The sequence below is a fragment of the Peribacillus sp. TH16 genome (assembly GCF_016651095.1).
Classification (GTDB): Bacteria; Bacillota; Bacilli; order Bacillales; family DSM-1321; genus Peribacillus; species Peribacillus butanolivorans.
Window position 1 is genome coordinate 382,687 of sequence record NZ_JAEKEM010000002.1, and the last position, 21,457, is coordinate 404,143.

Annotated in this window: 14 protein-coding genes and 4 pseudogenes; 4 read left to right on the forward strand and 14 right to left on the reverse strand. The window is 37.2% G+C overall.

Annotated elements, in window-relative coordinates:
• Positions 1 to 34 precede the first annotated feature (34 nt).
• The 4 genes and pseudogenes from JFV29_RS30140 to JFV29_RS01855 form a co-directional block, all read right to left on the reverse strand.
• Positions 35 to 607: an MBL fold metallo-hydrolase gene (locus JFV29_RS30140; RefSeq protein ID WP_242486775.1), complete on the reverse strand. Its 573-nt coding sequence runs from the start codon at positions 605 to 607 to the stop codon at positions 35 to 37.
• 90 nt (positions 608 to 697) lie between these two features.
• A complete protein-coding gene (locus JFV29_RS01845; RefSeq protein WP_201180906.1) occupies positions 698 to 1,960 on the reverse strand; it encodes an MFS transporter in 1,263 nt (420 codons plus the stop codon).
• Positions 1,961 to 2,632: 672 nt separating this feature from the next.
• A pseudogene (locus tag JFV29_RS01850) lies at positions 2,633 to 3,175 on the reverse strand (alpha/beta hydrolase); the annotation flags it as partial.
• A gap of 126 nt (positions 3,176 to 3,301) precedes the next feature.
• Positions 3,302 to 4,165, reverse strand: coding sequence for an SDR family oxidoreductase (locus JFV29_RS01855; RefSeq protein WP_144528162.1), 864 nt, complete (start codon positions 4,163 to 4,165; stop codon positions 3,302 to 3,304).
• A gap of 226 nt (positions 4,166 to 4,391) precedes the next feature.
• Here JFV29_RS01855 and JFV29_RS01860 point away from each other — a divergent pair, with 226 nt between their 5' ends.
• Both JFV29_RS01860 and JFV29_RS01865 read left to right on the forward strand, forming a co-directional pair.
• Positions 4,392 to 4,832, forward strand: coding sequence for an Rrf2 family transcriptional regulator (locus tag JFV29_RS01860; protein ID WP_048686151.1), 441 nt, complete (start codon positions 4,392 to 4,394; stop codon positions 4,830 to 4,832).
• 247 nt (positions 4,833 to 5,079) lie between these two features.
• Positions 5,080 to 6,332: pseudogene (locus JFV29_RS01865) on the forward strand (IS110 family transposase).
• A 512-nt stretch (positions 6,333 to 6,844) separates the two neighbouring features.
• Here JFV29_RS01865 and JFV29_RS01870 read toward each other — a convergent pair.
• Positions 6,845 to 8,092, reverse strand: a complete 1,248-nt coding sequence (locus JFV29_RS01870; RefSeq protein ID WP_201180908.1) for an MFS transporter — start codon at positions 8,090 to 8,092, stop codon at positions 6,845 to 6,847.
• A gap of 67 nt (positions 8,093 to 8,159) precedes the next feature.
• Positions 8,160 to 9,341, reverse strand: a complete 1,182-nt coding sequence (locus JFV29_RS01875) for an amidohydrolase (protein ID WP_201180910.1) — start codon at positions 9,339 to 9,341, stop codon at positions 8,160 to 8,162.
• 161 nt (positions 9,342 to 9,502) lie between these two features.
• On the opposite strand from JFV29_RS01875, the gene JFV29_RS01880 reads away from it, so the two are divergent.
• Positions 9,503 to 11,341: a helix-turn-helix domain-containing protein gene (locus JFV29_RS01880; protein ID WP_201180912.1), complete on the forward strand. Its 1,839-nt coding sequence runs from the start codon at positions 9,503 to 9,505 to the stop codon at positions 11,339 to 11,341.
• A 24-nt stretch (positions 11,342 to 11,365) separates the two neighbouring features.
• On the opposite strand, the pseudogene JFV29_RS01885 reads toward JFV29_RS01880, so the two are convergent.
• From JFV29_RS01885 to JFV29_RS01915, 7 genes and pseudogenes are all read right to left on the reverse strand, one after another.
• Positions 11,366 to 11,729 (reverse strand): annotated as a pseudogene (locus JFV29_RS01885) (IS4 family transposase); the annotation flags it as partial.
• 170 nt (positions 11,730 to 11,899) lie between these two features.
• Positions 11,900 to 12,342, reverse strand: a pseudogene (locus JFV29_RS01890) (carboxymuconolactone decarboxylase family protein).
• Positions 12,343 to 12,982: 640 nt separating this feature from the next.
• Positions 12,983 to 13,897, reverse strand: a complete 915-nt coding sequence (locus JFV29_RS01895; RefSeq protein ID WP_201180913.1) for a hypothetical protein — start codon at positions 13,895 to 13,897, stop codon at positions 12,983 to 12,985.
• 66 nt (positions 13,898 to 13,963) lie between these two features.
• Positions 13,964 to 14,818, reverse strand: a complete 855-nt coding sequence (locus JFV29_RS01900) for a protein kinase domain-containing protein (RefSeq protein ID WP_201180914.1) — start codon at positions 14,816 to 14,818, stop codon at positions 13,964 to 13,966.
• The gene (gene tatC / locus JFV29_RS01905) at positions 14,815 to 15,549 is read right to left on the reverse strand and encodes a twin-arginine translocase subunit TatC (protein ID WP_201180915.1); all 735 of its coding nucleotides are present in this window, start codon (positions 15,547 to 15,549) and stop codon (positions 14,815 to 14,817) included. Before tatC ends, JFV29_RS01900 begins: the two co-directional genes overlap by 4 nt.
• A 221-nt stretch (positions 15,550 to 15,770) precedes the next feature.
• Positions 15,771 to 15,983 (reverse strand): twin-arginine translocase TatA/TatE family subunit, encoded by a 213-nt coding sequence (locus tag JFV29_RS01910; protein ID WP_053345693.1) that lies wholly within the window; start codon positions 15,981 to 15,983, stop codon positions 15,771 to 15,773.
• Between the two features lie 84 nt (positions 15,984 to 16,067).
• A complete protein-coding gene (locus tag JFV29_RS01915) occupies positions 16,068 to 17,816 on the reverse strand; it encodes an alkaline phosphatase D family protein (RefSeq protein WP_201180916.1) in 1,749 nt (582 codons plus the stop codon).
• 823 nt (positions 17,817 to 18,639) lie between these two features.
• On the opposite strand from JFV29_RS01915, the gene JFV29_RS01920 reads away from it, so the two are divergent.
• Positions 18,640 to 20,007 (forward strand): beta-propeller fold lactonase family protein, encoded by a 1,368-nt coding sequence (locus JFV29_RS01920; protein WP_201180917.1) that lies wholly within the window; start codon positions 18,640 to 18,642, stop codon positions 20,005 to 20,007.
• Between the two features lie 647 nt (positions 20,008 to 20,654).
• On the opposite strand, the gene nikE is transcribed toward JFV29_RS01920, so the two are convergent.
• On the reverse strand, positions 20,655 to 21,449 hold the full coding sequence (nikE, locus tag JFV29_RS01925) for a nickel import ATP-binding protein NikE (RefSeq protein ID WP_201180919.1): 795 nt from the start codon (positions 21,447 to 21,449) through the stop codon (positions 20,655 to 20,657).
• Between the last annotated feature and the right edge of the window lie 8 nt (positions 21,450 to 21,457).

Genomic DNA, 21,457 nt, shown 5'->3' on the forward strand with positions numbered 1-21,457 from the left:
GGTTCAATGAAGGCATTGCTTGGAATATTTTCAATTAATAAATCTCCAGCAAATAGCCACTTACACTCTTTTCCGAAAAGGAAACCTGGTCTGGAGCGTGCCCTGGGATTTCCAAAATATCAAAGCCAAAAAGTTGGTTATTGGTAATTTCTTGGATTTCGCAATGGATTTTTTTATCCTCACCTAGAATAATAGGATTGCGTAAATTAACTACTTGTTTATCCCCGATTTCCCCACATCCCATCTCCTTGTATAGTTTTCTGAAAAACTCTATTCTCATTTTCGTATATTCTTTATCTCTTTTCAGTACAAGTATGGCATAAGGATGAGCGTATACAGGAATGGAATGCGTAGATACAATTCGGTTGACTAAACCAATATGGTCCAGATGATGGTGTGTTAGTAGAATCCTCGTGATATCAGTAAGTGTGAAATCATGATTCTTTAAAGTCTTTTGTAAGGAATTCCAGCAATCATCTGTGTTCAATCCGGTATCAATTAACGTTAAGGAATTCCCATGTTTCACTAAGAAAAAGTTATAACTTTTCAGTTTATTGGAAGCAGGGACAATGATGGGAAATACCTCCATATTATTTTGTTTAAACAACACATTCCCCCCTAATCTGTTATGAAATTAGAATAAGAACAAGATTAGTCCACATCTTTCAAAGATGAGGCGGACTAATTTGTTCTTTAATTAGATACTAGATGTGACTTCTTGCTCTGGAGTTGATGGTACTTCTTTTGAGTCAACTTTAGCTGGTGCTGTTTCTTTGAAGAATAATGAGAATAATAATGCCAGCACACCCGCACCAGTAGCTACCAATAATGGTGTATGAATACCATACATGTCTGCTAAAGCTCCATTCATCATTGGATTTAAGAATCCACCGAAGAATTCACCAATACCGATTGTTAATCCTACTGCAAGACCTGAGTACTGTAATGGAACGGACTCAACAGGAATAACTGACATCGACATACCAATTACACCTGAACCTGCAGCACCGATGAATAAAAGAACCATCATTAATGGAACTGAATCGACGAATACTACTGTCAATGGTACGAGAATTAACAACAAACCAGATACTAAAGAAGCCGATTTACGACCAGTACGCTCTGAAAGCATTGGGATTAAGAAACCGAAAAGTGCATAACCGACACCGAATGCAGCCATTACGAAACTCATTGTCGTATCTGATAAACCTTTTGCTTGGACTAAATATGTTGGTCCGAAAATTTGGAATGCCATAAGTACTGTCATCACTAAGCTGAAAACAATAATGGATAACCAAATATTACGGAGCTTAAGAATATCTTTAACTTTAATTTTTTCAGTCGATTTTGTAGCATGCATAGTATGGTATTTCGCTGGATCTGGATTTTTAACTGCTTTTAAGATGACTAAGCTTAAAATAATCCCTGGAATAATCGTTAAATAGAACGCTATATGCCAGTCAAAATTAGTTGCTAACGCAACGATTGCTACAGGCGCTAAAATGCTACCGAATAATGCGTTACTTGTGTTCATTGTGAAACCTAAGTTAAATCCGCGACGACGCTCCGAAGATTCCATTGCTAAAATCGAATGTGTTTGCGGAATCAGTGGACCTTCTACAATACCCATTAATAGACGTAGTACGAATAACATAGCGAATGATTGTGCTAAACCATGTAATAATGAAATAACTGAGAATGCGAATACTAAAATTGCTAACATTGCTCTCTTATTATTCACTTTATCTGAAATAAATCCACCTAATGGACCAGCAACTGACCAAGTTAACGCAAGAGCTGCTCCAAGCAAGCCTAATTGCGTGTAGTTTAGTCCTAAATCTACAGAGATCATTGGGAATAAGTAGTTAATCGCTAAACGGTCAAAGAATACGAATCCAATTAGAAAGAAAAAGATTACGGTCAATTTGTTCTCATAAGTCCAAAACTTTGGTTTTCCCATTATTAAAACACCCTTCCTTAAAATCACGTATTGTTATAGCTAATAAAATAAATCATAAAATACGGTGATACCGAGTTGATTAGTAAAAATTACAATCATCTGGATTTCAAGGCCTAATGAGGCTGCCTAACCTTCTGTAAAGAAAGCGATGGATATTGATTGCCCATTAATAATCCAGGAAATAGGAAATAATCAATGATGGGTGTTTCTTCAAAAACAAAGTTCGAAATATTACGAATATATTTCACGAGCCATGACCTAGCTTCGTATATCATCCAGTTCCTATCAGTATTTTCAATTTTATTTATAGGTATCATAGTCAAATAGAGTTTATAAAGATAACCATAGTTTTCATTGGGTGTTCGATCACTTGTAAGTGCTTTCAAAAATATTGTAGTTATAGAAATCAATTTATCTATCTATTTTACGTAGTATCAGTATAGATTTACAAAAAGTTCTATTATGGGGTCAATCCAATTAATATCTCTGAAAGATGGTGACTTGAACTATTTCAAATTCAATTGGTATAAATATGTACGGATTTGTGGCGGCAATGGAAGTTTACAATTCACCTTCTACGATATTGTAAAAGGAAAGCGACTATAAGTTAGTAGCATCAGACTGTCAAGAAAACCTCGACAGTCTATTTATTTATCAAAATACTTTAACACCTTAGATCTCTTTATTTAAAAAATCACCTGTACGTTTGTAAACGTCTTTATATTCATCAAGATGCGTGAATTTACCTAAGAAACCGTGAGTTGCACCTTCGTATCTTTTTGTTTCAACATGTACACCAGATTTTTTAAAATTCTCAGCAAATAGTTCCCCTTCATCTCGCATTGGATCATATTCTGCTGTGATGACAAGTGCTGTTGGAAGATTTTCTAAATTTTCTTCTCGGATTGGTGAAACAAGCGGATTATCAGTATCTACATTTCCTAATAAATAGAAGGAATTATGTTCAGCTAATTGATCACTTTCTACAAAATAGCCCTTTCCATTTTCCACTAATGATGGGTAACGAAATTCACTGAAGTCAAGGTCTAGTGATGGATAATACAATACTTGCTTCGTAATGATAAATTCCTGTTTGTCACGGGCCATTAGAGAAACGGCAGCAACTAGGTTTCCACCAGAACTATCCCCTGCAACTGCGAGGTTCTTCCCATCCCATTTTAATTCATCCTTATGTTCTGTTGCCCATTTTGTGACGTTATAGCAACCTTCCCCATGAACATTTTACATATTGAATACAAGTAATCTCTTATTGGCGTTGCATGATTCTTATATTTAAAACCGACCGACCTTTCTAGTTTAAATTAAGTTCAATTATGCTGTTTAAGAGATACCTTTAATGATTTGAGTTAAGCCCTCACTAATTGGTGTAGCTGACCGTCCAAGAAGTTTTTCGAAATCATTGCTTTCTACTTCAAGGGTGCCTTCTCGAACGCCTTTTTGGATATCAATGAGCATAGGAATAAGGAAATCAGGTAAGCCAACACTTTTCATAATATCAGCATAAGTAGCATCATCAACCTGTTGAACAGGTACTTCTTTACCCAATACATTACCAACTGCAGATGCAAGTTCTTCCTGAGTCAATAACTTGCCAGAAAGCTCATAGATTGTATTTTCGTGTCCGTTACCAGATAGTACTGATGCCGCAGCTTCTGCATAATCTTGTTGTAGTGCCCATCCTACTTTGCCATTTCCTGCTGATGTCACCCAAGGAGCTCCTGCTTGAACACCTTGAATACTTGAAATTTCATTCTCCAAATACCAGTTGTTGCGTAAGAAGGAGTATGGAATGCCTGTTTTCAGAATGGATTCTTCTGTTGCCTGATGCGTTGGAGCAAGAAAATTTTTACTTTCCTTTGCATTGGCCAAGCTAGTATAAGCAATAAATTTAACTCCAGCACGCTCTGCCGCAACTACTGCATTTGAATGCTGACGTATCCTTGTTTCATTGTCTCCATCCGCAGAAATAATTAACAAGCGATCAATTCCTGCAAAAGCTGTATCCAATGTTTCTGGACGATCAAAATCTCCTTGACGTACGTCTACTCCGCGAGTTCTTAATTCTTCAGCTTTCTCTGGATTTCGCACACTTACAGCCAGTTGATTAGCTGGTACAGTTTTCAATAAGGTTTCTACAACTTTCGTTCCCAACTTTCCTGTTGCTCCTGTTACTAATATTTTCATTTGGTATTCCTCCAATAATTTTTTATATTCAAATTAAACATCCATTAACCTGTATCTATATCTAATACATGTATTTATAATAGATACATGTAGTTGTCTTGTCAACCAATTTATAAACCTTTTATATTTTCTTCAAATTTTAAGGTATAATACGTTGTAATCAAATTAAATACATGATTAATCTGTGTAATAAACTTTGCGATGAAGTAAAAGGTAGGTGAATGATATGTCCATCAGCAGCCGATTTACCGTTGGTGTTCATATATTAGCTCTTATTGAATTAAATAAAGAGGGAATAAGCTCATCGGAGTTCTTAGCGGGGAGCGTAAACACGAACCCAACCTTGATAAGAAAAATTATGGGTATGTTAAAAAAGGCAGGGTTAATTGAAGTACAACCTGGTATTGCAGGGGCAAAACTAGCCAAGGAACCTTCTTATATAACATTACTTAACGTTTATAAGGCGGTCGATGTTGTGCAGGAAAAAGAATTGTTTAGTGTGCATGAAAATCCGCACCCTGATTGCCTTGTGGGCAGGAACATTCAAGATTCGATCACTCCTGTGTTGTCAGCAGCTCAATTTGCTATGGAAAAGGTACTGGGAAATGTAACCATTGAAGATATTGCTAAGGATATTGTTGAAAAAGAAAAACTTAAAATACAATAATAAATTAATAAAAGACATTCTTGAAAACAGAATGTCTTTTTTTCGTAGTCCAAATCCCTTCTTTAACCTGCCCTGCACCGTTTGTTGCATAACAAAAGGAGCTACTGATTCGCTTGGTAATGAAGTAAAGCACCTGTTAGCATTCCTGTAGATCGTTAAATATCAGGTTTGAAAAAAATAGAGCCCCTCAGTAAGATACGAGTATAGAGTCCAATCTAACTCTAAGTCTTAAGGAGGAAGCCCTACTATGAATTTTAAAATGCAAAACAAACAAAATCAACTAATTGAAAGAATTACGGATCAACATCTAGTTGTTGGTGTGGATATCGCCCAACACGTACACGTGGCCCGTGCTGTAGCATTGTGATCGGGAAACCTTTGTCTTTTGAAAATAACGAAGAGGGTTATACTAGATTACTAAACTGGATCAAGGAACTAAAACACATGAAAAACCTTGACACCACGATAGTCGGAATGGAACCTACCGGTCATCTTTCAAAGTGGCTAGTCAAACAAAACATGGATGTCGTTACGGTCAATCCTCACCATGTCAAAAGAAACAAAGAAAATCGTGATAATACGCAATCCAAAAGTGATAAAAAAGATGCCCTTGTCATCGCTGATATGGTGAAGAATGGCTATTATGCCTTCGTTCGTTCCACTTCAGAATCATTTGAAAAACTTCGTGTCCTTATGGCTAACCGAGATGTGATCGTTAAGCGTCTTGTTAGCTCCATCAACCAAATTAATCGCTGGGTGGATGTTGTCTTTCCCGAGCTCCGGCAAGTGTTTAAAGACGTATCATGTAAAGGGGCAATCGCAACCCTACGCCTCTTTCCTACCCCAGCTGAATTAAGTTCCTTACAGCCTCAAGATATCGTAACCGGGTGGAAATCATGTATGAAGCGACATTCCGGGCATAAAAAAGCCCGTTCCCTGCTTACATTGGCCAAGCGTTCAATTGGTACGAAACAAGCCCTTGATGCATATAAACTTCACTTGGAACAGTTATTAGAGGAATATGATCTCGCTTCATCCCAACTCGAAAGAGTGACGCAAGAAGTCACAAACGTCTTGGAACAGATTCCATTCGTTAAGCAAATACTTGCCATTAAAGGAATCAGCGAAATTTCACTGGCGGGCATCTTAGGAGAAGCTGGAGATCTGAGTGGGTTCGCTCACGGGAATGCGCTCCTTCGTCATGCAGGATTGCATCTCGCTGAGGCAAGCTCTGGGAAGTGGAAAGGCCAAATTGTTCTTTCCAAACGTGGAAGATCACGCCTGCGGCGTTACCTCTTCCTTGCGACCATGAGTCTGGTGATGAATAACCCTGAGTTTAAAGCCTTACACTCGAACAATGTTAAGGTGAAGAAGATTAAGAAAATGAAATCCATCATGAAACTATGTGGAAAACTCGCCCGTGTCCTAGTAGGGATTACTCGTAATGGCTCTGCCTATAAACCGGAAATGGTCTTCCCTCTTGAACAACTAGCTGCGTAAATTTACATTCACATTGTTATTTTACGAAAGTTGGCTTATTCGTAGGATTTCAAAGAAAGCACGAAGTACTGGATGTAATGAACAAAAGGGCAATGACCCGTTCCGTTAGCAAAACCAGCCTCCACCCCTTGGATAGGCATGACGAAGGAATGAAAGGGCATATGATTATGACCCGTTGAGACATGGGAGGGAAAGCCTCCAGGGGCAAATGCGCGCAGTATATGTAATAATATGGGATTTTCGACAGATCCCCTATTTCACTCTGCCCTCATCTTATCAAAACGGTCCTATCTCTTTCGTTCATCTAAAGCAACCTATACCATGTGGTTTGAAATCCTGCGAATAAGCGAGTATTCGTGAGCATTATCTATTAAACTGAGGGAGTTCATTAAGAAAGCTTTATAATTACGGCATCTGTTGTCGCAAACAATAATCTCCCATACAATATGAGTTTTTATACTCGTTATCGAAATGGACAAGCATCTAGCCGCTGCACAAACTTGACCTTAATATCATATAATTTTTTCGTTGCGAGTCACCCCTTGAGCTTCTCTTGAAAGATTATTTTTCGATATAAGCCCTGCTGCCGCAAAGATACCTAAAACTGCACAGACAATTATATACACGAAAGCGGATGCATATAACCCATTAAAAACTTCAATTAAATATCCCATAACCATTGGTGCAAGAAATGCCCCAATCATCCCGCCAAGATTAATCATCCCAAATGTAGACCCAATAACGTTCTTTGAGAAAATTTTATGTGGAAGTCCAAATATGATAGCCACAACTGGTCCATGAAAAAACATACATATAGCTTGATACGTAATAACTAGCGAAACAGACGGTGCGTTGAATAACAAATAAAGAGATACAATCATGATGATAAAGCTTACAATTGCTAGATATTTTTCTTTTCCAATTAATAAAGACTTAATAAGTTGTCCACCAATAATAACACCGATAGCTCCAGCAAGTGCCGGAATTGACGTAAGCATCCCCATAGACATCAAATCAAGACCTCTCACATCTACAAGATAAGGAGGCATCCATGAAATGAGTCCCCATACGACAGTACTTACTCCAAACCACATAATGGCCAACTGCCAGCTTGTCCGGTTCTTTAAAACATCTTTAAACGAAGCTTTTTGAACCATTTCTTCATCAACTGTTTCAACCTGCATATTTTTCGGATTTAAATAATACCAAAGTAAAGCTGCAACGAAAACACCCAATATACCTATGGCAAGAAAGAGGTTTTGCCAACCAATCCACACAAGTAACGGCGTAGCAATTAAAGGAGCAATCACTCCACCAAGTGAATTGGAAGACATCATGATTGTCTGGGCACTAGTTCGCTCTGCTTTAGGAAAGACATCAGCTATTGCTTTGGAGCTTGCTGCAGGATATCCTCCTTCTCCGAGGCCGAACATAAAACGAATCATAATCATAGACATAAGGGACCAGGCCATTCCTGTCAAAACCGTAAATATTGACCAAAACAAAATAGCAATAGCAATTACTTTTCTGGATCCAAATTTATCGGCAAGCCAGCCGCCAGGCAATTGCATTAAAGCATAGCCAGCAAAAAAACTGCTCAGCACAACACCCATAACAGACGGGCTAAGATTAAAATCTTTTGCAATTTCCACAATCCCAACATTCATTGCCATCCTGTCAAGATAAGATAAACACCATCCTAAAAATAGCAGTGCAAGAATCATATGCCTCTTTTTATTATTAATTTGGTTGTTTTGCACAGTGCTGTCCTCCTCCTAAATTTACATATTAACTAAAATCAAACAGAATAATTTTTTCTTAAGTATGTTAATGTGAGCTGTTTAAGTAATCGAAAACGAGTGAAATAAACATTTTTCCAGCTAGAGTAATAGACTGCTCATCAACATCAAATTTCGGGTGATGATGAGAATAGACAGCTTGAATAGCAGGATTCATCCCTCCTACATTAAAAAATGCACCCGGCTTCTCTTTTACATAGTAGGAAAAATCCTCCATCGCCATCTGTAAAGAGGACTCCGAAACATTTTCTTTTCCTACAATCTTTTCACCAATGCGTTTAATGCGAAGTGCTTCTTCCGAATTGTTACACACAGAAGGATAGCCGTATTCATACGTTACTACACACTCGGCACCTGCTCCGCTACAAGTAGCCTCTGCTACTCTTCTAATATACTTTTCACTAAGCTCCCGTGCTTCCTCTGAAAAGGTGCGAACTGTTCCCGATAAAATCACTTGATCAGGAATAATATTATATCTGCTTGCACCATCAAACGAACAGATGGTTATAACGGCAGGATCTGTCGTATTAATACGACTCGCGATTATCTGCTGGACATTCGTGACAATTTGGCTCCCAATGAGGACTGGGTCAACCGCGAGATGCGGTGAAGATCCATGTCCACCTTTTCCTTTTATAACAATTTCAAACTTATCTCCAGCTGCCATCATGTATTCTTCTTTAAAAAGAATCTGACCTACAGGGAGGTTCGACAAAACATGAGCACCGTAGACTACATCTACATTATTAAGACACCCATCCTCAATCATTGCTTTTGCACCGCCAGGAAGAACCTCTTCGGCAAACTGGTGAATAAACATCACATTGCCTTGAAGATGCTCCTTCACTTTGCTTAGCGCATATGCCGCTCCAAGTAGTGAAGCCGTATGAATATCATGCCCGCACGCATGCATGACACCTGGTATTTTTGATTTATAGGGAACAGTCTTTTCATCCTGAATCGGTAATGCATCAAAATCAGCACGGAGCGCAACCGTTTTTCCAGGTTTTGCTCCTTTTAACAAAGCAGTAACTCCTCGTCCCCCCACTCCAGTTTTTACTTCAAGGCCCAAATCTCTTAAATAATTTGCAATGATTGTCGGAGTTCTTTCTTCTTCAAATGACAATTCCGGATACATGTGTAAGTCTCGTCTAATATTAACGAGATCTTCAAATTTATTTTCTAATTCCTTGTAGGCTGTTTTTTCCACTACAGCTTCTCCTCCTTTAAATAGAAAACGCTTTCAAAAGTAAGTTTTTTCACTTTTCATTATTTATTAAATATTATATAATTTCAAACATATCCGTCAATGTGTAATTAAACAATGACAGTACATATCAATTGTTGATATCAACAACGGAGGTAGAAAATATGGAAAGAAAAGAAGCACTTCTTCAACAATTAAGTATTGAAAATCAAAAAGCACAGTATCACGTAATGAATTTAATGGAAAGCTTTCGGGCAATGAACTCGACTCTCGAATTGGATGAAGTACTAAAAAAAATCATGCATTTTGCATTAAATATAGTCGAGACAGCAGAGGCCGGATATATACAAATGTATGATGAGCCTTCGAATAAACTGATTATAAAGACATATGTTGGATTTAATGAGAACATTAGCTTCTTTAAAGTAAATATAGGTGAGTCTATTACAGGGAAAGTTTTCAGAGACAGCTGTATAAGGCTAATTACCACAAGGAAAGAGATTTATGATAGTATGGGCGATTTAAGCAAAGAGAATTTTGACTTTATTGATAAGGCACACCACAATAACCAAAATATTCAGTCTATTTTGTCCGTCCCCGTTTCATTTGGAACAAAACGGATTGGCGTTATGACATTTCATTGCTTTGATATAGAAGATGGTCTCAACGAAACAGATCTCCTTCTCTTACAAAGCTTCGCTTCCCAAGCAGCTATTGCACTTCATAATGCCCAACTTCACACAGAAGTACAGAAAAGCCTAGATGAAGTCACCCATTTATCTCAAAGGCTAAAAGAAACCAATGCGCTGTTAGAAAAGCGAACAGAAATTCACAATCACCTCACTGAGTTATCAGTTCAGAACAAAGGGCTGAAAGCTATTATCATAGAAATGAATAAACTGATGGAAAAGAAACTAGTCTATGCGGATTATTTGGAAGGAAAGTGCTACCCGCAGCAACGTGCACCCTTTACAGAAAATCTCGTTGATTTATTTCGTCTTTCTATTAATAAAACGGAGCCAGCCTATGTATCAATCAATGAAACACCCCAGCCTGTATACTATATTTATCCAATTAGATCTGGATCTGTTTTTTTAGGGTGTTTAATTATTGAAGGAAACACTACCCTATCAGCACTCGATTGCATAATCGTTGAACAAGGAGCCCCTATTCTTTCTCTTGAAATTATGAAACTTAGATCACAGACTGAAATCATGTATAAGAAAACCTATGAAACATATCAACAGTTTCTGAAAATAAAAAATCCTCAGCAGGCTGAGATTGCTGCAAAGGAATTAGGAATTCATAATCATTATTTTCTCCAAACAGCTTTAATTGAATTAGATGGAAACGTCGATCTGCGTTCTCTTGAAAACGATGCACTGCTTCTTCTAACACATCTGAAAGAGAAAATCACTTTAGAAAATAGCCTTCTTTTTAGCTACAATAACAAAATTACCTTTTTTTCTTCTGCCCGAGATGCTGTCGGCGAAACATATATTACAAAAATAATCGAAAGCAGCATAAAATGGTGGAACGAACGGTTTACAGTAGTAGCCAGGGCAGGAATCAGCACAGGACATTACTATCCTGGCCAAGCCGAAGAAAATCATTTAAAAGCAGAGAAAGCCCTTCTTCACTTGAAAAAACAAAAGAAAAAAGGCATTCTTCATTACAGGGATATTGGAATCAGCCGCCTTTTTTTACATCATCCTCCTGAAGAAATCAATTCATTTCTGCGTGAGACGTTTTCCCTATTATGGACAGGTCAGGAGAAAATGGACGAACTTCTGCATACACTTTTCACGTATATACAGAATAATCGTTCCATGACGTCTACTTCTAAAGAACTTCATATCCATGCAAATACTCTCTATCACCGCATTAAAAAAATTGAGGATATTCTTGATATGGACTTTAGCGATCATGAGGATTACCTAACAGTACATCTGGCGGTCTATCTTTATAAAACCTTTTTTGGTTCATTAACAAAGTCGATTTAAGCCTTAAAATCAAATTCGATTACAAGAACTTCCACCTGAACCTTGATAATCATGGCAATAGTCTCAGGTAGCTGAAACACTGTCGCATCTAAAATACGAATAAGATTGAAAGCAGAAATCATGTGTGGTGAGAGCGATTGGGTGGAACAGAGTTTTTGTGTTAGAAGGGAAGTAAAGACTTCTCCAAGGAATGCGACAGCTGCTGGATTAAAGTGTTGATTGAGTCCTTCTTGGCTGAGCCAAACACAAAGGACGATGAGTTCATCTGCTTTATACTTACTAGATCGCTGCACACTTGTTTGGCGATTTCTTGTAGAACCATTGAAGACAGAAAGCGTTGTAATTCTTGTGAGAATAGATGTAATTCTTCAGAAAGCGAGAGGCCCATGAAAAAACGTCATCCTTTTCGAGTATTTTACTGAAAGAATAACGTTTTTTCATTTTGAGGGAAATTCATTTCGTTAGCTTGATGGGCATGTGGCAGTACCCCTTAAAAGAACAAAGAGCGCAATCCCTATTACAGGAAAGCGCCCTATTGCTGAATATTATTTAGAGTAATTATTTTTCAGTTGCTATATTCCCCATTGCAATAGAAATTCTATTCCAAATGTTAATTTGATTAATTATCAGAACAAGGTCAACATACTGTTTCTCGTTATATTGTTCACGCACTCGTTGATAAAGCTCATCTGGAACACGTTTTGTCGGGATTAATGTCACGTGCTCTGCCAATCCTAAAGCTACTTTTTCTGCTTCTGTATAGAATTCACACTCTTGCCAAGCACTAACACAGTATATTCTTTGTTCTGTTTCACCCATTTTTCGTGCATCTGCTGTATGCATATTCAAACAATATGCACAGCCGTTAATTTGAGAAACACGAATTTTAATAAGCTCACGAAGTTTTCGTTCGATTGCCGTCGTTTTCGTGTATTTTCCATATCCATCATAATTTTCATACCATCAGGTGCAATTTCATAGTAAGAAACTCTTTGGCTCATAAAGCAAGACTCCTTTGATTTAGTATAAGACTATAATATCCTTACAAGAATATCCATACCATTTTTATAAAGGAGTTGCTCCGCAATCTGACCCGATTGTTGAATAACATAACTCGTGTTTTTATACAACATGATTGTAAATGTAATAACTTTATATGTAATTAAACATCTTTATTATCACTCTACAAATAAAAAACCTTGATTTTTTTACACTAAGCAGAATAATCAAGGTTTTTACTTCCAAAAAATATCTTAGCCAATAAAATTCGTGTTTCTTTATTTTTTTGTATATCGTAGATATGGAAAAAAAAGTAAGGCTATGACCCATTTTTACACGTATCTCGGCTGAACCCCTATATATCTACCTATCATTCCTTCTTGAACTCCCTCAGTTTAATACGATTTTCTCACAAATACTCGCTTAATCGCAGGATTTCATCACCCTTGAACTTAAGTTCACGGTTATATGCTATCGGGGCAGATTAGTTCATTAAGAATTACCATTCTTGTATTAAAAAATTGGCTTCGATTTGGTAGAGAGCCATTTTTTCTACTATGTCTTGAATATTATTTGGTTAACCCTGGTCTGAAAAATAAAAAGTCTATCCGAAAGTGGATAGACAATGCAGCCCATTTAAAACTATAATACACTTTTTAAAAAGTCAACATTAGCTGTCGTCTGGCCCAGTATTAGCACGCATTCATCAGCTTCTCTTTTTAGAATTTCTCTTCTGTTAAGAATTGTTGATTTAATATAGTTTAATTCTGCTTCACCTTTAGTTAATTTTTTCTCTATGTCACTTTTCAAAGCATACATCTCTTTTTCTAACGAGTACAAATCTGATTTTGGAATACCTTTCTTTGGATCGAACGAAAACCGTTTCTCAATATTTTTTCTCCATTCTACTACAATATTTGTTAATGATGGCCCGAACCCAGGAACCCTTAAAATTGCTTGCTTTGAAACATCTCTTGCTGTTTCAATTCCATATGATTGAAGTACTAATTTTCTACTAGGTCCAATACTATCTATATTGCTTGATTGAATATAAAATCTATCAAGATATTCATTAAGCTGGCGATTTCTCTGATCTTTTTCAAGTTTCTTTAGTTTCATAGCACGTACATTAGGAATTTCAACATATTTTAACTTGTAATCATTCAACTCAGCCATCTTGGAAAAAAACTTATCTGACGAAGTTTCTTTTTTCCAACGTTCTATAAGGGTATTCCATTTATGGTTTAAATTTTCATATCCTTTATAAATTTCATCATACTGTTTAGTTTTTGTTTTCCTTGAACCGATCACAATAGAAGCAATAACTCCACCTAATGGATAAATACCCATCACACCATAAAAAGTTAATAATAATGAAAATATTCCTAGTATTAGTGCTCCAGATAATCTTATGGTTTTTTTTTGTTTTAAATTTTTCCCTATTTTAATTATTTCTTCATCTGGCTCTGGTGAAAATGAATTTAAATCAGGCAAATCTTGTTCATTAGGTGGATTTATGCTACTGATTCTTTTCCAGATTAAATCTAGTTGAAACACACTGTCCTTACCTAATTTTGATTTTATAATTGCCGAAAATAAAATTAGTCCCGTTCTGCTTTCATATTAACACCAAGGGCAATTTTTATGAGTTCTGTTATAGATATGTGCTTGGTTTAATGAACAAGTGATCAATTCTTTGTTTAGCTTTTCTAGTGCAATAATCCATTCAGTTGCCTTTGGCCGATTATCGTTTAAAGAACCTTTTTGTGAGAAAGCCTTCTCAAAAAGCACTGCTAATTCCTTTGAATAAAAGTCCAGCGAAAAGGTAGCAGGTGGTTGCTGCATTTCTCTTTGTTTTGCATTTTTTCCGTATGCAAAACGGTACTGTTCTATTGCTTTTTCAATGGGCATATCACCTGAACCTAAATATCGTCCTGCAAAAGGATGTCTTCCCATAAACAAAAGCTGAAAGATTATAATTGCTAATCCAAAGTTATCATGATTTGCTGTACGTACAATATTGGAAAAAGATTTAGATTGCAATTCTGGAGGTTGATGAGTTGAAACTCCAACTCCACACAAGAGTAAATTTCCTTTACTACTGATTTGAAAACTATCACAGTCGATTAGTTTTACTGTACCATCATTAGAAACTAATATATTACCATGATTAACATCACCAATTACTTGTCCACTATCATGAACTACAGCAAAGGAACGAGCAATATTTGCTGCAGTGTGAATTAGAAAGCGTAAACTTACATTATCAAATTCACTTAACCGATTCTTAGGATTATATAGCTTATGAATTTCTTTACCGTTTGCAGTCGGCATTAACATACCTATGACTTTACCACTTGCATCTTTTACTGTATCAATTGGCCAAGATGTATATTTTAAAAGCCTCTCATTTTTTATTATACTCATTATTGCTATCTTTTTTGAACGTTCATCGTCATTCTTGTATTTCCCTGTCATGTAACAGGAAACGCTGATTGCTCTCTTAAAAGCCTTTTTCGATAAACAATATTAGACAGCTGTACACTAACTTCATAAAGAACAAGCAAAGGGACAATAACCAAAATGTCCGAAATTAAATCCGGGGGCGTAATCAGGATTGATACAATAACCAGGGCAAAATAAGAAATCTTACGTGACTTTTTCAGCCTTGTAGGATTTAATATTCCTAATCTTGTTAGGAACATGACCACAAGCGGCATTTCAAATAAAATACCGAATGGTAAAATCAAGTTAATCATAAACCGAAAATATTTTTCCGCAGTAAACATCATCTCGAACTGCCCAGCGGAAAGTGAAGTCAGAAACCCTAAAACAATAGGAAATAACACAAAATATCCAAAAGAGATTCCTATGATAAATAAGATGAATAACCCAGGGATAAAACGAAATGTAACCTTCCTCTCCTCGGGTTTCAATGCAGGTGCTACAAAGCGCCATACCTGAAATGCAGCTAGCGGAATAGTTGCAGCTATTGCACATACAGCAGCGATAATCATATAGACCCACAGGATCTCACTTGGACCGAGAACTGCAAGTTTTCCTTCTAAATCCTTAATAAGCAGTTCATAAATATCCTGTACGAATATGAAACTCAATATGAAGAAAGCAACAAAACCTATCAGAGTTTTTATAATTCTGCTTCGGAGTTCCTCCATATGCTCAATAACGTGCAAATCCTTGCTTTCCATATTTATTTGCTCCTCCTTTTTTGGTCACTTTGCGTACAAACCAATAGCCCCCCGAGTGGTGGCAAGTATTTCAATAATATAGCTTGAAGAAAAAAACGCGGAAATACTATTTAAGCTCCGTCTAGACTGAATTTCTTTTGAACTTATTGGCAGCAACTATTACAATATTGACATACAAAGAAGCAGACGAGTCTCCCCGCCCGCTATCTCATCATTCCTATTTATCCCTCTTTTTTAACAGCTGTCACTTCAGACTTACTCTCTTTTTCTTCCTCTTTATCTGAATCAGATACTAATCCTTTGGTTGCACCTTTGAATTCTGATAAAGTGCGTCCAAAAGCCCGACCGATTTCCGGCAACTTGGAGGGTCCAAAAATGATTAGAGCAATAACGAGCACGATGACCAACCCAGGAATTCCGATATTTGAAAGCATTCTCAGACCCACTCCTTTTTAGATACTTTTCCATTTTATATATATTAACTATTATTAACCTTCAAGTATCACTCTGGATAACTATTAATTAGTGACTTTCCCCCGCTTGTTCATCCTTTGTTTTTCATGTGCACGATTATGGGCGCGTGTACGATCTTCTTCGACTTCATTAGTTTTTTGGACACCTTCAGCAACTATGGCTGATGATACTTTTCTGAGTCCAGCTTGATCCTTATCAAAAACAAAGGATGCTCTTGTTGAAATATCTGCCCCAGGTTCTGTTACGAATGGAACCACACGGTAATCCGCCCTCCATTGCTCTGGTGTTACCTTGCATCGGACGTACCCACGGTAATCATTGAAGAATTTAATATGTGGATTTTGGCTTAATATTTTGTCAGTATCTGCTCGTTTGTCTGCCCCGTTTCCACCAGATGTGATGGATGTACCGACAAATTCCACACCGAAAGTCTTTGAGTTTGGATCAATGAAATCAGTTTTTAAATTGGAAGCCCAGCTAGCATGTACATCACCGGTCAATACGACCAGATTTTCAATGTTTTTGCTTTTTACTACATCTATCAAACGGTCGCGTGCAGCCGGATAACCATCCCAAGAATCCATACTATATTTTGGAGCAGTAGGTGTTCCATAATTCCGCTGTGCAAAGAATATCTGCTGAGGAAGCACATTCCACTTTGTTTTTGAATTCGAAAGATTCTCAGTTAGCCACTGCTCCTGCTCTGGTCCGAGTAATGAACGCTTCGGATCAAGAGACTCTGGCGTTTGCGGTGAGCTACCATCGCCGTTTGCCTGATCATCACGGTATTGCCGTGAATCAAGTACAAAGAAAGAAGCCAGGTCACCATATGAGAAATTCCGGTATAAACGCATATCAGCCCCCTTTGGCAATGACGATTTACGAAGTGGCATATGCTCGTAGTAAGCCTGATAAGCAGCTGCCCTGCGTTTGATAAATGCCTCCACTGATTGTCCCTTTTCCGGAATTACATTTGCATAGTTGTTTTCAACTTCATGGTCATCCCATGTCACGACCCATGGGAATGCAGCATGCGCTGCTTTTAAATGTATATCAGAACGGTATTGAGCGTATCTGTTTCGATAGTCCTCAAGAGTAATAATCTCCGGACTGTTATGTACACGGACATTACCCGTAGATGAAACATATTCATTTGGACCGTACTCATATATGTAATCTCCAAGGTGAAAGACAAGATCAAGATCTTCTTTTGCCAAATGTTTATAAGCTGTATAATAGCCATGTTCAAATTGTTGGCATGAAACAAAAGCGAATGTCAGACTAGAAACACTGGAACCTAATAACGGAAGTGTTTTCGTTTTCCCTGTCTGGCTTACTTCCCCTCCACTTTTAAAACGGTAAAAATAAACCTTGTCAGGTTTTAATCCGCTTACTTCCACATGGACAGAGTGACCCAGTTCTGGCCTGGCTATTTCCTTGCCATTCTTTACAATTTTTCTAAAATGCTCATCCTTTGCAATTTCCCATTTAACTGAAACAGCTTCATGAGGCATTCCCCCGCCATTCAACGGATCTGGAGCCAACCTTGTCCATAAAACAACACTATCTGAGAGTGGATCACCAGATGATACACCAAGAGTAAATGGATAATCGCTGAATTTTGGGGCAGCATTTACCTCAATCCCTCCCATTGATTGCGCAAGGGCAAGACCCAATGAAAGTCCGGCAAGCTTACTCGCTCCCTGGATAAAATTCCGGCGGTCCATATTTTTGCCTAAGCTTTCTTCGCTCCAATTCTTAATCAATTCATCCATAGCTTTTTCATTCTTCATTGATCTTTCCCCTCCTATATAATTCTTTGAATCTGGTTTTAGTATAGGGGGACTTTTTAAAAGACATATTAAGGAATGTAAATCACTAATTTTTTAATCAGGTATTTAGATACGGGACTTTGGAACCCCATAAACAAAAAAACAATATGACTTAACCATTCATTAATCAATCCCCATAATATTCTAGATAAGTTGACAGTCTTTTTTCCTAATTTTCTTTATAAATCCTTTATTTAATCCTTACAAATAAGTTTCAGTTCGATTAGGTTGCATCTATTAATACTTCATATTATGTGATAATCGTATCTCAAAAACCGAAGGATACTGTCGTCTTTGAAGTTTCATTCCCCTCGATCTGCAAATCATTTTCGCACCCCAAACGACAAAATCTGAGCTTTCTGCTTTTCTTTATTTCGCTTAATGACATTAACTTAAGTCCATGTCCAGAATTGCAGGCTCACATATCATTTTTAGGTCAAATGTACGTGACTTTATTTTCCCCTTCCAGATAAGTGTAGAAGAAAACGTTTCCTGAAAGAGTCTATCAACATATCAAAATCGCAATTAAACTGGATCCAATACAATTCACTCTAAACATGAATCATAAATTTTTTAATAATAATCAAACCAATATCCTCCTCTATACGTTTATTTATAGTAAAGGGAGCAAAATTACAGCTCGATTAAAAAATTTCGAAGGAAGGTGGTTAAGAATCTGCTGCAAATTGACATATATTTAATTCTCCTGCTTATCAATCTGGCTTAAGGCTTAAAGGATCGTATTTTAACATTTATCAAGAAAATAATTTCACGGGGTGAAGAAATGTTGAAAAAAATGAAGTTTATAAGTGTATGGATTATAGCCTTACTAACTGTGGTTATTCTACCAAATGTAATTGGTGCTTCTTCTACTAAAAGTAAAATTCCAGTGTCAGAGACAGGCTTTGGCACCCACATCACCAACAATTCCCTTGCCGTAAGTCCGGATGAGCAAATAGCAGTTGTCTCAGATAGCCGTGAACAATCCGTCCTAGTCTATGATCTTACAAAAGGCAAGCTGCGCAAAAAGATCGACGGCTTTGGTTCACCGAGAAACATCGTGTTTATTGATGGCGGCTCCGAGTTTGTCGTCTCAGACAGCACGCTCGGTACGCTTCGTTTTTACAGCACAAAAAACTTCACCTTGAAAGATGAAGTCGTCGTTGGTCCAGGTGCATTCGGGACTGCTGTCAGCCCTGATGGAAAGATATTGTATGTGAACAATCAAGCACACAATTCTGTCACTGTCGTGGATTTGGAAAAACGAAAACCTATGGCCGTCATTACCGGTTTCGCCCAACCAAGACAAGGCATAAAAGTCTCTCCAGATGGAAAATACATCTTTGTCACGAACTTTCAAGGAGATAAAGTATCCATCGTTGATGCCCCAACACAGAGAATCATTCGTGAAATATCAGGTTTCTCTATGATTCGCGGAATTTCGATCACTGCTGATGGAGGTACATTGTATGCCGCGAACAGCGGACGCAACAGCATTTCCGCAGTTGATACACTTGACGGCAATATAAAGAGTGAAATCAAAGTGGGTCGTGAGCCATATGGTGCTTCTCTTTCGCCTGATAACAAGCTCCTTTTTGCAAGTAATAAAGCTGACAATACGATTGACGTAATCAATGTCGCTGATCACCGCGTAGTTAAAACAATTGACGGTTTCAATGAACCAAGACAAGCAATTGTCTTTAGCCACGACGGGGACCGGGCTTATGTATTAAATCGGGATCTCTCTATTGCACGTGTGAATGTTAAGACCTTCTCCATCATGGATATAATTCAGGATGAGTCAAAAAAGTACAAGCTTAAAAGGCTAAGATCAGACAAAGTAGGGACATATTTAGCAGACCAAGAAGGAATGACCCTTTATTATTTCACAAAAGATGATTCTGGCGTCAGTAATTGCAAAGGTCAATGTAGTGAAATTTGGCCGCCTTTCCATGCAGATAACATTATCTCCGCTAAAGGATTCAACAAAAAAGAATTTAAACCTATCATAAGAGATGACGGACAAAAGCAAACAACTTATAAAGGGCATCCACTTTATTACTTTGTGAAAGATAAGCAGGCCGGTGATATAAATGGACAAGGCGTCAATAATGTCTGGTTTGTTTTAGGCAAAAAGGTTTTTGAGGAATAATTACGTTTAGTTTTGTATAAAAAGTTAGAAATCTCTCATAAAACCGTTCATATTTGAGCAGATGAAAAATAAAAGAAAAATAGTTTTTGTTACACAAAATTGATCCTAAAGTATAATAAATTTCACTTTTTTATTCTAGAATTTGCTTAGCGCATGTTTTCCGCAAAAAACTGCAGACCCCTTATATAAAGACTGAAAAAAAGCTGAACAGTTTATTGCTGAACGTTTTTAATGAAGTACCGTTATACCAAACCGAATAAGCTGTTGTTTTTGAATAAAGATTGTTAATAGTGATTTCCTATTATTGAATAAAATCCCAAAAAATTCAAGCCACCTTCTAATGATAGGTGGCTTTTGTTTTATTCGAATAAGGTACTGGTTTATAATCTTCATAAAATTTTAACTTGATGGTGATAGATTCTGCCGACAAAACACAGATATTATACGCTATCGCGTTTTTCACTTTAGACCCCATTAAAGAATAAATCGGCACTTATATTACTGATAAAAACAACGGAGAACGGAATCCTATATAGATATACCAGTATAAGAGATGGAATGGCTTTACGCCGGAGCTTAAACACTTGATTTTTCAAATATTCCGATACTAACCTAATTTCCCACATCACAAACCTATAATTAACGCATCACAATATTCCCGGATATGGAGGTAGCACAGAAGACAATAACTTTTTAGAAACAGGATGTTTTAATCGTTCAATTTTTTCCAAATCATCTAACCATTCAACAACCTCACCATTGTACATTACCGCTAGACGGTCTGCGATGTAATTGACTGCCTGTAAATCATGGGAAATAAAGAGATATGAAAGTTGAAACTCTTCTTTTAATTGTGCCAAAAGATTTAATATTTGTACTTGAACAAGAACATCTAAAGCACTTACAGCCTCATCAAGAATAATTAACTTTGGCTTTAAGGCAATCGCTCTTGCGATATTGATTCTTTGTAGCTGTCCTCCACTGAACTGATATGGGTATTTACGAATAACTTCCGGGCATAACCCAACGATCTCCAAAAGCTCCTGTACTTTCTTTTTCTCTTGAACAGACGTAAGCCTTTCGTAATTTCTTAACGGCTCAGCAATGATCTCCCCTACCGTTAGTCTTGGGTTAACAGCGCTATAACAATCTTGAAAGACAACTTGCAGATTTCGCCGTAACTCCTTTAATTCTTTTGCTTTTAAACAATAAAGACTCTTCCCCTGGAACCATACCTCTCCCTGATCCGGCTTTTCCAGTCCCAGAATAATTTTGCCCAGGGTACTCTTTCCAGATCCACTTTCTCCAACGAGGCCTAAACATACTCCTTCTTCCATAGTTAGAGAGATGCTCTTAATGGCTTCAACTGATTTACGCTTCCCAAAAACAGGGTTCCCCAACAAGTATGTTTTCTTTATTCCTTTCAACTCAAGCAAGCTCACTCTTCATC